Below are 13,569 nucleotides of genomic sequence, written 5' to 3' on the forward strand. Positions count from 1 at the left end.
TTCATCGACGAAGCTCAGAGGTTCATCGACAAAGCTCAGAGGTTCATCGACGAAGCTCAAAGGTTCATCAACGAAGCTCAGAGGTTCATTTACTAGTTGCTAGAAGCAGGGGTGAGAGAAACAAGGAAAACTCTATGGCAATTGGGTGAGTGTTTTTTGTTGTGAGTGGGGTTAATCGGTAGACTCAATTAACTTGAAGCCCCAAGGTTTGAGAGCCGCGATCGCAATTTCTTTATCTACGCCTTCATAAGCTTCCCATTCAAACGGGTGATCTTTTGGATGTCCGTCGCCGACATTACCTGCAACTTTGATTATCGGCAAGTTCGCGATGCGATCGCGCTCTAACCCTTTTCGCAGGGCTAGCTGGACTTTATGACCGACGAACTTCGATACACTTGTCTCTGCGACAGATTCACGAATTAAACAGATATCCCCAGCAGTCCCCCAGGTAGTTTGGTAAATGTAGAGGAATGATATATAGGCTTGTGGTTTTATGGCTCTTTTTATAACTTGCATTATCTGTAATCCTTACACGAGCAGTGAAAAATCATACGATTATTGTCTATGACTGGCTACAACTACTTTAATTTTGCAACTCTAATCAAAATAACGTTTATGCATTTTGGTAGCAATCGGGCATAAATTTCTGTGCTGGACAAACTCTGCCTAAAAAAGAACTCAACGAATTATGACAATATCTCTTGTTCACTTTCCACTCACCATTAGCTATTAGCGATCGCCAACTTTCAGGATACTTGGTTTTATCAAATGCTAACGACACTCTCGCAATTGTGGAAAATAATAGATTAAGTAGAGTATCAGAAGACTCACTTAATTTGCTCATTTACTCTGGGAAAATATGACTCATTCTTTCCTTGAACGTCTGCGTAGTCCAGATAGCCCGGTTCTCGTCTTCGACGGTGCAATGGGAACCAACTTGCAAACGCAAAACCTCACCGCTGATGACTTCGGCGGCGCACAGTATGAAGGTTGTAACGAATATCTAGTCCACACAAAGCCGGAAGCTGTGGCTAAGGTTCACCGTGACTTTCTCGCGGCTGGTGCTGATGTAATTGAAACGGATACTTTTGGTAGTACGTCGATTGTGCTGGCAGAATATGATTTGGCAGACCAAGCTTATTACTTGAGTAAGACAGCCGCTGAATTGGCGAAGCGTGTCGCTGCTGAATTCTCTACTCCCGAAAAACCGAGGTTTGTCGCGGGTTCTATCGGCCCAACAACTAAACTACCTACCTTGGGACATATTGACTTTGACACAATGAAAGCGTCTTTTGCTGAACAAGCAACGGCGTTGTGGGATGGTGGTGTCGATTTATTCATTGTGGAAACTTGCCAAGATGTGCTGCAAATCAAAGCGGCGCTAAATGGAATTGAAGAGGTGTTTGCTAAAAAAGGCGATCGCCGTCCGGTAATGGTGTCAGTGACAATGGAAAGCATGGGTACAATGCTGGTGGGAACAGAAATCAGCGCTGTACTAACAATTTTGGAACCTTACCCAATTGATATTCTTGGTCTCAACTGTGCCACTGGCCCAGATTTGATGAAACCGCATATCAAATATTTGGCAGAACATTCACCTTTCATCGTTTCCTGTATTCCTAACGCGGGTTTGCCTGAGAATGTCGGCGGTCAAGCACACTACCGCCTGACACCGATGGAATTACGGATGTCGTTGATGCATTTTGTTGAAGATTTGGGTGTCCAAGTGATTGGGGGTTGCTGTGGGACGCGTCCAGAACACATTCAACAATTGGCAGAAATTGCTAAAGACTTAAAGCCAAAGGTTAGACAGCCAAGTTTAGAACCAGCGGCAGCATCAATTTACACTACTCAGCCTTACGACCAAGATAATTCTTTCTTGATTGTCGGCGAACGCCTCAACGCCAGTGGTTCCAAAAAGTGCCGCGATTTGCTAAATGCGGAAGATTGGGATGGACTCGTTTCAATGGCGAGGGCGCAAGTCAAAGAAGGCGCACACATTTTAGATGTCAACGTCGATTATGTCGGACGTGACGGTGTGCGAGATATGCACGAATTAGTTTCGCGCATCGTTAATAATGTCACACTTCCCTTGATGCTTGACTCCACCGAATGGGAAAAGATGGAGGCGGGTTTAAAGGTAGCGGGTGGTAAGTGTTTGCTGAATTCCACCAACTACGAAGACGGGGAACCGCGCTTTTTGAAGGTGTTGGAGTTGGCGAAAAAGTACGGTGCTGGTATCGTCATTGGCACTATCGATGAAGAGGGGATGGCGCGGACGGCTGATAAGAAGTTTGCGATCGCGCAGCGTGCTTACCGCCAAGCTGTAGAATACGGTATACCTGCCACAGAAATCTTCTTTGATACGCTGGCGTTACCGATTTCCACAGGGATTGAAGAAGACCGAGAAAATGGTAAAGCCACAATTGAAGCCATCCGCAGAATTCGTCAAGAATTGCCTGGATGCCATGTGATATTGGGTGTTTCTAATATTTCCTTTGGTCTTTCCCCCGCCACGCGTATTGTTCTCAACTCGGTGTTTCTGCACGAGGCGACGACAGCGGGAATGGATGCGGCAATTATCAGTGCTAACAAGATTTTACCGCTATCGAAAATTGAGGCACGCCATCAAGAAGTTTGTCGCGAGTTAATTTATGACGAGCGTCGATTTGAAGGTGACGTTTGTGTTTATGATCCTTTGGGAGAGCTTACCACATTATTTGCGGGGGTCACGACAAAACGCGATCGCTCCCTTGATGAAAGTCTCCCCATCCCAGAACGTCTAAAACGCCATATCATCGACGGCGAACGTATTGGCTTAGAAGAACATCTTAAAAAAGCCTTAGAAGAATATCCCCCCTTGGAAATTATCAACACCTTCTTGCTAGATGGCATGAAAGTTGTCGGGGAATTATTCGGTTCTGGACAAATGCAGCTACCCTTCGTTTTGCAATCAGCGGAAACCATGAAAGCGGCTGTTGCGTTTCTAGAACCGTTCATGGAAAAATCTGAATCAGGCAACAACGCTAAGGGAACCTTTATCATTGCCACAGTCAAAGGCGATGTTCATGACATTGGTAAAAACTTAGTAGATATCATCTTGTCGAACAATGGTTACAAGGTGATTAACTTGGGAATTAAACAGCCAGTGGAGAACATTATCAACGCTTACGAACAGCATAAAGCTGATTGTATTGCCATGAGTGGTTTGCTGGTGAAGTCTACCGCTTTCATGAAAGAAAATTTGGAGATATTCAACGAAAAAGGAATTACCGTCCCCGTAATTTTAGGTGGCGCGGCGTTGACTCCCAAGTTTGTGCATGAAGATTGCCAAAAAACCTACAAAGGTAAAGTTGTCTATGGCAAAGATGCCTTTTCTGACTTGCACTTCATGGATAAACTAATGCCAGCGAAGTCTACTCATAACTGGGATGACTTGCAGGGATTTTTGAACGAAGTCGAGGAAACGGCTAAAGTCTCAAAGAATGGACACAAAGAACCAGTAGCTACAACTGCTGAAGAAATATCTGCTGAACCAAAAGAGGTGGATACAAGACGTTCGGAAGCCGTGGCGGTGGATATTGAACGTCCAACGCCGCCTTTTTGGGGAACGAAGTTGTTGCAGCCGAATGATATTCCCATTGAGGAAATATTTTGGCATTTGGATTTACAAGCTTTGATTGCTGGACAATGGCAATTCCGCAAACCAAAAGAACAATCTAAGGAAGAATATCAAGCTTTCTTAGCTGAGAAAGTTTACCCAGTTTTAGAAACTTGGAAACAGCGGATTATTGAGGAGAATCTGTTGCATCCGCAGGTGATTTATGGGTATTTTCCTTGTCAAGCTGAGGGGAATTCTCTACATATGTATGATTCAGAGAACCAATCACAGCAGGTTACAACTTTCGAGTTTCCCAGACAAAGGTCATTGAGAAGACTATGCATTGCTGATTTCTTTGCACCCAAAGAATCAGGACTAATTGATGTTTTCCCAATGCAAGCTGTGACTGTGGGGGATATTGCGACAGAATTCGCTCAAAAGTTATTTGCAAATAATCAATACACTGATTATTTGTACTTCCACGGCTTAGCGGTGCAAGTAGCGGAGGCGCTGGCTGAATGGACACACGCCAGAATTCGCCGGGAGTTAGGTTTTACTGCTGAGGAACCGGATAATATTCGGGATATTTTGGCACAGCGGTATCGTGGTTCGCGCTATAGTTTTGGTTATCCGGCTTGCCCAAATATTCAAGATCAGTATAAGCAGCTGGAGTTGTTAAAGACTGACAGAATTAACTTATATATGGATGAAAGTGAACAACTTTATCCAGAACAGTCTACAACAGCAATTATTGCTTATCACCCAGTAGCCAAATACTTCAGCGCTTGATTTAGCAATTAGTCACAGTTAGTTAGCAGTAGAAAATGGGAAAGCTTTCAATATGGCTTTCCCATTCTTTTTTGCACTTAAATCGAGAAAATATGCCAGCTATCAAGCCCTTCGACAATATCACAGAGCTACTACTTAACCTGTTACAGTCCACAAAAGACGGGAAAACGCAACTACCAGATTTCCAACGCTCTTGGGTTTGGAACGATGAGCAGATACGTGGCATATTAGCCAGTATTTCGCTCTCTTACCCAGTCGGTGTAGTTATGATGCTTCAAACTGGTAATCCTGATGTCCGGTTCGAGGCTCGTCTCATCGAAGGTGTGACACTTAATAAGTCTACAGAACCAGAAAGAATGATCTTGGATGGACAGCAGCGATTAACCTCGCTTTTTCAAGCGCTTCTTTTAGGCAAGGCTGTAATAACAAAAGACTCGCGCGGTAAAAAGATTAACCGTTGGTATTACATTGATATTACCAAGGCACTTGATCCCAACTTTGAACGCCAAGAGGCAGTTGTCAGCTTGCCAGAGGATAAAATTACTCGCAATTTTCGTAATGAGATTCAGAAAGACTACTCAACACCTGAAAAAGAGTACGAAAACGGTCTATTTCCGCTTGCACAAATTTTTGACTACTCTGATTGGATGATAAACTATAACGAATTTTGGAACTTTAATAGAGATAAAAGTAGACTATTCAATACATTTAATCAGGAAATCATCAAGTCATTTGAGCAGTATCTAGTGCCAGTCATCTTGCTGAAAAAGGGAACACCTAGAGAGGCAATATGTCAAGTTTTTGAGAAGGTGAATACTGGTGGTGTTTCTCTCACTGTCTTCGAGTTACTGACGGCTACATTTGCTGCTGAGAAGTTCCAACTGCGAGAAGATTGGGCAAAGCGCGAAAAGGAACTGAAAGCTATAGCAGTACTTGGTAATATTCAAAATACTGATTTATTACAAGCTATCACCTTAGTTGCTACTCACGAACAGGAAAGTAGCAGTATTAGTTGTACTCGTAAAGATATTTTAAATCTGAAACTAAAGGAATATAAAAATTGGGCTGATAAAGTTACTGAAGGATTTAAGAAAGCTGCTAAACTACTCCATACACAAAAGATATTGTCTGCTAGAGATTTACCCTATCAATCTCAACTAACAGCCCTTGCAGCAATTTTTGCAGTACTAGGTGATCGCAGTGAAAAAGATCCGGTGCGTGCTAAATTAGTACGTTGGTATTGGTGTGGAATTTTTGGCGAACTTTACAGTAGTGCAATTGAAAGCCGCCTTGCCAAAGATTTATCACAAGTATTGAAATGGCTCGATTTTGATGATTCTGAACCTGACACAATCACAGATGCTAACTTTGCCCCAAATCGTCTTGTGAGACTTTACACCCGTCGGAGTGCTGCATATAAAGGTTTGTCTGCTTTGCTATTGCGGGATAAGGGATGTGATTTTCTCACAGGTTATGAAATTGACGCTTTGAAAGAATTCGATGAATCTATTGATATCCATCACATTTTTCCACGCTATTGGTGTCAAAAACAGGGTATCAAAAACGAGCTTTATGACAGTGTGATTAATAAAACACCCCTGTCAGCTAGAACTAACAGAATTATTGGCAGTAACGCACCAAGTGTTTATTTATCTAATCTTCAAAAAGGAGTAAATATCACTGAAGAACGTATGGATCAAATTTTGCGATCGCATGTTATAGATCCAGCTGCTCTACGTTCAGATAATTTTGAAGCTTTCTTTAAATCTAGGCAAATAAATCTACTTAAAAGAATTGAGAAAGCTATGGGTAAATCTATTTTATCTGATACCGAGCTAATTTATGAATCAGAGTATATAGAGCCAATTGAGTATGATGAATTAATAATAAATTAAGTCATAGTTGCTGTATCTGCTGTTGTACCCACAACCGAAAAGCTTTGAGCGTAGTATTCCGGCCTGCACTTCTACTTTGCTCAAGATATAGAGGAATCGCTTCAATCAACGGTAATTTGGGAAAATTTAAACTTTCCTGAGACTCTATATAACTACCGTTTTGCAAGATATTTATTTGTAATTTACTTTTTTCAAAACGCCAAAGCTCAGGCACTTTTAACGCCTCATAAATATTAGGATGAGTGCGAGAGGTGATATCAATTTCTAGTGCTAAATCTGGAGGAGGGTCTACTGTTAAATCTAGCCGCTTCTTACCACGAACCTTAAATTCATTTTTTATATAAAAACACTGGTCAGGTTCTATACCCTGAGCCATTGCTTGATTTTTGAAAGTGGTAGAACCAAGACATCTAAACTCAATATCCAGTTCTTCCAGAAGCGCTTTGACTAAATCGCTAATAATTTCTTTATCATCTTCATGTTCTGGCAGTGGAGCCATAATCTCCAGTATTCCCCTGTTATAAGCAATTCGTGCTGCACGGTGTTCTCCCAAATCCTCTAGAATTGTTTCCAATTCTTCCCAGGTTACATCTTGCAGCAGCACTCTTTGTCCCGGTGGAACATAGATGCGTTTTAATTCCAACAACATCATCGGCGCTCCCAGCAGCTCACTAAATTTAGGTTACTCTAATTGACTCAGGCGCGGCGAGATTTTTTATGTTCTACTACTGGAGTGAGCAGATGCTTGGATGTGCAGCAGCTTATTGTCAGATACACAACGAACCCTTTTGAATGTCTAAACCTCGTCTGCCTTGAAAACTATAGTTTTATTGCCGAGATACTGAGATTGCTTGCTCACGTCGCAATGACGCATCTGAATTATTGGAAACTCCAGGTTTCAACATGGATGAAGTCTATGTGTGCGATCGCGTTTTAAAGAAAAAACCTCTGGAGTTCCCAGAGGTTTTGGTTCCTGATTTAGTTTCCACTTTTTACTACAATCTCTCTTTAGTGATTTCCCGAAGTGAAGGAAATTATTTTTGTCTTTGCAACTAAGGATAATTTCGGGTACTTACCCTGTGTCTGAAAGCCCCTAAATCAGATGGCTGCCATATTACTAGTAGGTTTGACAAGATTTATCTACCGCCAGTTAGGTCGCTGGGAGCAGATTTAAGTGTTTCGCTGAGAACTTCAACGGTTCATACATTTAATTACTAAGTAGGGAGACAAAAATAAATTGTGTCATTGCGATCAAAGCGTACTACTTCCCTGTGGGACGCTGCGCGTTAGCGGAGCTTTCGCTTTAGCGATACATGGAAGTAAGCTACGCGGAGCGTCTCGTAGAAAAGCTTGTTCAAATTCTTGCGACTGCTACGTTTCACTTTGTTCAACTCGCAGTGACAGTATTATATTTTATTGTGTCCACTTACTTAGCACGTAATTGCTATTCACTTAGACTCTCAGATAAATTTATCATGGGTGAGTAAATTTATGGCTGTTTGCACTAAAGTACAATAGAGACTTAATCCTCAAGTCGTTTACGTACAAAAGAAGGCCAGTAAGCCTCTATCTTTATAGAAGCGAAAAGTCTGAGTCTGAGCTTTTATTATTCATCTCCTACTTAATATTTTTTTACAGATAGTTTCTACATAAATTTACCTTCCAAAAGCCTACACATTGTACAGCAGAATACATTCGTCAGAATTGGGAAGGAAACTAGGCTTTATATCTGACTTTACTTCGACTCTTTTCGGCTTCTCTACGAGACCAAGGCGTTAGCGAAGCTTTCGCTTTAGCGATACGCTCAAGGCAAGCCGCTCAGTAGCCATGAGACCTATATTGTGTACTTCATCAACTTGAAATCTACTGTAAGTTGCTGCATTTATATAACCTCAAGTAAATATGTCTTGATTCGCTATCTAGATTGCTATCAAAAATCAATCAACTACAGTTTGTCTTTTGGGTAATATATTAAGTAACTGCCTGGGAAGTTTTGTAGCAGTTTTTTATTTTCATACTCAAGATAGATTTTAATAGAAAATATATACTAAATAATCATGGAGATGTAACTGTATTACTAAAGATAGATGAATTTTTACTATAGTTTAAGCAAAACTATTTATTTTTTTAAGACTTATAAATAGCAAAAGATAAGTCTTATTTTCTCTAAGTTTGCTTGAAAATAAATATTAAGTTAGTAATTGTTGCTATGAATAAAAATTTAATGACTTAAGTATTTAATTTAAAGAAAAATGGTATTAATATTTAATAAATATTGTGTCAAGATTTAATAAAGTTTTCTTGATTTTGGAAAAATGCTTGGCTAAATGTAGGAGAATTTTTAGTTAAATAACAGTGCATGAAGACTAAAAGTGAGTAACAGTCGCTTTTTCTTTAAACTTCTCTTCCAGATAGTTTCAAATTTATCACTGTCTGCTGATGAGCAAATAGCTAGTGTTAGGCTATTGTAAGAAGTAGATTTACATTCATACCTGACCTTGACTGCTTCTAGGTTCCAATTCACGAAACAGATTTTAACCTCTTTTTGGTAATCAAAACTTAACTTACCTAAATACTGGGAGGTTAACCTATGAACCTGCATTGCAGAGTTTAGTAAAAACCTTAAAATAAGAGCTGCTAGAAGGCTACAAATTGCTTTCCTGTTATCATCATCCAGGGGCGAATGGTCTTAACCAATACCATTGTTGCAACAGGCTTGGTGAAAAGTCTGTCAAATTTTTGCGGTTAACCAGTGAACTACTTACTGATTCTAAGTGTTTTACCAGAGATTGCAGTTTATTAGGGGACATAACAGCAATGCTTTCTGCATATTTTGTTAGGATTGCTTACTACTGGTTGCGAACTATAGTATTGTCGCAATTTGGGAGTGCAATCTTCAAACAATATTTTGCAGTATGGGCAGGCTAGAAAGTACATGATGTAACTCAGATTTTTCGATTAATTACTTACCGAGTGAAGCCCATTAAGGTCAAATATTGATTTATTGAAATCTGAGCCAACGCAGGAATAGCCCTTCTACACTTTCAGAATATTAGAAGGGGAAATTAGCGTTCTTTCTACATCGCGTCAGTATTTAATAACCTGCTAGGACTAATTAACTTTGCACCTGTAAATCTTGATGTATCAAGATTACAACCACAGATGCAATAGACATATTTGCCCACATTTTACAATTGACGGCAACTGCTAATAATTATGTCAGAAGATTCCAGCCAAGATAAGCTTTTTGATAGTTACGATCTGCAAGAGAGCAAGTTCTTAACTCCTTTTCAGCAAAAAGCACTGTTGAAAAACTTGCAAGCTAATTTACAGCCAGAATATCGACGGCGGATTGAAATTATGTTACTGGCTGATACAGGTAAATCTCAAAGTCAAATCTGTGAAATTATCGGTTGTTCTCAGGAAATGGCACGATACTGGATTGGTATAGCAGAAGCGGGTATGGCGCATAAATGGAATGAGCGTCCAATAGGCAGGCCCAAAACTGTAAATGATCAATATATTGAACGTTTGAAAGAATTGGTAAGCCATAGTCCACGTGAATATGGGTACGCATTTAGCTACTGGACTGCTCAATGGTTAAGCAAACATCTAGCAAATGAATTTGGCATCGAAATCAGCGATCGCCACATTAACCGCTTGCTGAAACAAATGGGGCTTTCCACCAAGCGTAAAAACAGCCAGCAAGAAACCGATCAAACTAAAGATACTGGCGATGCTGGCATTAAAATAGGTGACTTGCAATCTAACTCCGAACCCAGTTTGCATTGGTCATTCAATCTGATTCAGAATAACTAATACTTATTCGTAATGGGCTTCGCTAACGTAATCCGTAATTCGTAATTAAGAAAGTCAGATTTAATCTAGGTTTACGGGTTTAAATCTGCTACCAAATTTTAAAAATTGGTATAAGTCATTACGGATTTTAATTACATATTTATTCGTAAGGGTTGTCATTTATTATTTGTCATTTGTCATTAGCAAGTGTCCCAAAGCTATGCGCTGGTTCACAAACTACTAATGACTAGTGACAGTCTGAACGCAAAAATGTGCATTTAAAATTGCACATTTGCTTAGTACTGTCTTGGAGGTAAGAAAATGCCATCAGCGTTTTCTCAGCAATATTTAGCTGAACAACTCACCCAGAGTTTGGGTGAGTCGCTGTCAGATACTGAACTAGACAGGTGTCTCAAAGCGCTGGAAATTGTCGAACCATCAGTCGCAAAGCAGTTTTGGCAAGCAGCCACAGGCAAGCCTGGAATTTATATCATCCTGACTGGTAAAGTCAGACTGCTAGATAGTTCTAATGACTTAATCACCACCCTCTCAGCGGGGGAATCATTTGGCGAACTGACTCTTTTTCCAGAAGAGGAATTCACCCCTTATGTTGCTAGAGCTTCTGTTAACTTAAAGCTTTGCTATATCAACCAAGAGGCCTTGCAAGAGGTAATGCGGGTATCTAAGAGCATCCGCGATCGCCTCTTAGCACGTGCAGAACTATGGGATTTACTGCTGTTATGCTCGCAAAACTCCCTAATTCCACGCAATACCTCTGTAGAAGAGATGTTCAAAGCGCTCTCACTATTTGAGCGGCATAATCTGCCTACTGGTTCTCTAAGTGCCACAATCACTAAAAATACTAAGCTCTGGTTGCTGCGTCTGGGAGAAATACAGCATTCTGATGGGCAAAGATTGACACCTGGAAACATTTATGTAAACGCACAGCAAGGGAGTTGGCAAGTAACGCAACCAACAATCGTTTACAGTTTGAAGAATGCTGATTGGCAAGCAGCACTAGAACACTGGCCACAATTAGCAGAGTTGATAGACTTCCAACAGCGCCAACTAGAGATAGGGGATAGAGGACTAGCGACTGGAGAAAGCTTTTCCCAATCGCCAATCGCCAGTCCCCAGTCCCCGCTATTACCCGATCCTGAACCAAAACAAAAACAAAAGATTCAACGAGCCTACTTTCCTAGCCCAACAGTCAAAGTTTGGCATTTGTGGGGACGCTTGAGCAAGCGGTATCCGTTCTTTGAACAACAAAGTGCCTCTGATTGTGGAGCAGCTTGCTTGGTGATGGTGAGTCGCTATTGGGGTAAGCGTTTTGGTATCAACCGCCTACGGGATTTAGCTAATGTCAACCGCAGCGGTTCATCACTACGGGGTTTAACAGCCGCCGCAGAAAGTCTCGGCTTTGCTACCCGTCCTGTAAAAGCCAGCCTCGATAAGTTAGCAGAACAAACGCTACCTGCGATCGCTCACTGGGAAGGCAAGCATTACGTAGTTGTTTATGAAATTGGCAAAAAGCGTGTAATTGTAGGTGATCCCGCGTTTGGTCAACGCACCCTTACCCCTAGCGAATTTAAAGCTGGTTGGACTGGTTATGCGTTGTTATTGCAACCTACAGGTCTACTCAAAGAAACCCAAAACGAAGCAATACCATTCTGGCAGTTTTTTGATTTAGTTAAACCTCACTCGCAAGTACTGCTTGAAGTGTTTATTGCTTCGGTATTGATTCAGTTGTTTGGATTGATTACGCCTTTATTCACGCAGCTACTCTTAGACCGAGTGATTGTGCAAGGTAGCACCTTGACTTTAAATGCTGTTGGTTTAGGGTTATTAATTTTTGGCTTGTTCCGCGTCGCCATCAACGGACTGCGGCAATATTTGCTAGATCACACAGCCAATAGGATTAGTGTGTCCCTATTGGTAGGTTTTATTAAACATACCTTTCGCTTGCCTTTGGCTTTCTTTGAGTCACGTTATGTTGGCGATATTGTCTCTCGCGTCCAAGAAAATCAGAAAATTCAGCGCTTCCTAACAGGAGAAGCACTATCTATCGGCTTAGATTTGCTGACAGTGTTTATCTATGTGGCATTGATGTTTTGGTATAGCTGGCAAATGGCATTGTTCAGCTTGGCGATCGTGCCACCTTTTGTACTACTTGCGCTGATAGCGACACCTTTCTTACGCCGAATTAGCCGCGAAGTTTTTAATGCATCTGCTCAAGAGAACAGTTATCTGATTCAAAGCCTCACAGGTATTCGCTCGATTCGTTCTATGGCAATTGAGCAGACAGTCCGCTGGCATTGGGAAGAACTGTTAAATCAGTTGATTAAAAAAACTTTTGCTGGACAAATTATTAGTAATCAACTCCAGATTTTCAGTTCTACTATTCAAACATTAGTTAGTACAGGATTACTGTGGTTTGGGGCATGGATGGTAATTCAAAACCAACTAACTATTGGACAATTAGTTGCGTTCAATATGTTGTTAGGTAACGTCATTCAGCCTTTCCAGCGGCTGATAGTGCTGTGGAATCAATTGCAGGAAGTAATTGTTTCGACTGAGCGAATTAATGATGTTTTAGAAGCAGAACCAGAAGAAGATTTACAACATCAACACCGCCAGTCTTTACCTGCTTTACGTGGTCATATTCGCTTTGAAAATGTTACTTTTCGCTATCATCCGGAAAGCGATATTAACGTATTAGAAAATCTCAGTTTTGAAATTCTACCTGAGCAAACTATAGCGGTTGTAGGGCGTAGCGGTTCTGGCAAAACTACCCTATCAAAATTGGTTTTGGGCTTATATCCGCCAACAGATGGGAAAGTTTTGGTTGATGGTCAAGATGTGACTAGTATTTCCCTGCGATCGCTGCGATCGCAAATTGGTGTTGTAGATCAAGATACCTTTTTGTTTGGCGGTACAATTCGCGAAAACATCAGCATCGCTCATCCTGAAGCCAGCTTAGAAGAGGTGATTGAAGCGGCACGTTTAGCAGGAGCAGATGAGTTTATTAAACTAATGCCAATGGGCTACGAAACCCAAATTGGTGAAGCTGGCGGGATGTTATCTGGTGGACAACGCCAACGTCTAGCGATCGCCCGCGCTTTATTAGGAAATCCCAGTTTCTTAGTTCTAGATGAAGCAACCAGCCATCTAGACGCCGAATCTGAGCGAATCATTCAGAATAACCTCAAAAAGATTCTCCAAGGGCGTACAAGTCTAATCATTGCTCATCGCCTCTCCACGGTGCGTCATGCTGACTTAATTTTGGTTTTAGATCGTGGCGTATTAGTCGAAAGCGGTAGCCACGAGCAACTAATCGCTCAAAGAGGTCATTATTTCTATCTCAACCAACAGCAACTAGCTCAGACAGCTTGAGGGAGTAGGGAGTGGGGGAGAGAGAGAGTAAAACTAACAACTCCATCCCCAGTCCCCAACCCCCAGTCCCCAGCCCCCAATCCCTAGCCCCCA

Annotated in this window: 8 protein-coding genes; 5 read left to right on the top strand and 3 right to left on the bottom strand. The window is 41.3% G+C overall.

What is annotated here, in order from left to right:
* Positions 1-171 precede the first annotated feature (171 nt).
* Complete coding sequence (locus WKK05_RS29510; RefSeq protein ID WP_341526568.1) at positions 172-516, bottom strand: hypothetical protein; 345 nt, start codon at positions 514-516, stop codon at positions 172-174.
* Positions 517-613: 97 nt separating this feature from the next.
* Positions 614-844, bottom strand: a complete 231-nt coding sequence (locus tag WKK05_RS29515; protein ID WP_341526569.1) for a hypothetical protein — start codon at positions 842-844, stop codon at positions 614-616.
* Positions 845-859: 15 nt separating this feature from the next.
* Here WKK05_RS29515 and metH point away from each other — a divergent pair, with 15 nt between their 5' ends.
* Positions 860-4,390 (top strand): methionine synthase, encoded by a 3,531-nt coding sequence (gene metH / locus WKK05_RS29520; protein ID WP_341526570.1) that lies wholly within the window; start codon positions 860-862, stop codon positions 4,388-4,390.
* 92 nt (positions 4,391-4,482) lie between these two features.
* A complete protein-coding gene (locus tag WKK05_RS29525) occupies positions 4,483-6,285 on the top strand; it encodes a DUF262 domain-containing protein (protein WP_341526571.1) in 1,803 nt (600 codons plus the stop codon).
* A gap of 1 nt (position 6,286) precedes the next feature.
* Here WKK05_RS29525 and WKK05_RS29530 read toward each other — a convergent pair whose 3' ends face one another.
* Positions 6,287-6,934, bottom strand: a complete 648-nt coding sequence (locus tag WKK05_RS29530; protein ID WP_341531224.1) for a Uma2 family endonuclease — start codon at positions 6,932-6,934, stop codon at positions 6,287-6,289.
* A gap of 254 nt (positions 6,935-7,188) precedes the next feature.
* Between WKK05_RS29530 and WKK05_RS29535 the strand changes: the two genes are divergently transcribed.
* The 3 genes from WKK05_RS29535 to WKK05_RS29545 all read left to right on the top strand — a co-directional run bounded on the left by WKK05_RS29535 (position 7,189) and on the right by WKK05_RS29545 (position 13,476).
* Complete coding sequence (locus WKK05_RS29535) at positions 7,189-7,341, top strand: hypothetical protein (RefSeq protein WP_341526572.1); 153 nt, start codon at positions 7,189-7,191, stop codon at positions 7,339-7,341.
* A gap of 2,160 nt (positions 7,342-9,501) precedes the next feature.
* Entirely contained in the window at positions 9,502-10,104 is a 603-nt protein-coding gene (locus WKK05_RS29540) for a helix-turn-helix domain-containing protein (RefSeq protein ID WP_341526573.1), read from the top strand.
* Positions 10,105-10,404: 300 nt separating this feature from the next.
* Entirely contained in the window at positions 10,405-13,476 is a 3,072-nt protein-coding gene (locus WKK05_RS29545; protein ID WP_341526574.1) for a peptidase domain-containing ABC transporter, read from the top strand.
* Positions 13,477-13,569: the final 93 nt, after the last annotated feature.

Origin of the sequence: Nostoc sp. UHCC 0302 (assembly GCF_038096175.1) — a bacterium.
Classification (GTDB): domain Bacteria; phylum Cyanobacteriota; class Cyanobacteriia; order Cyanobacteriales; family Nostocaceae; genus UHCC-0302.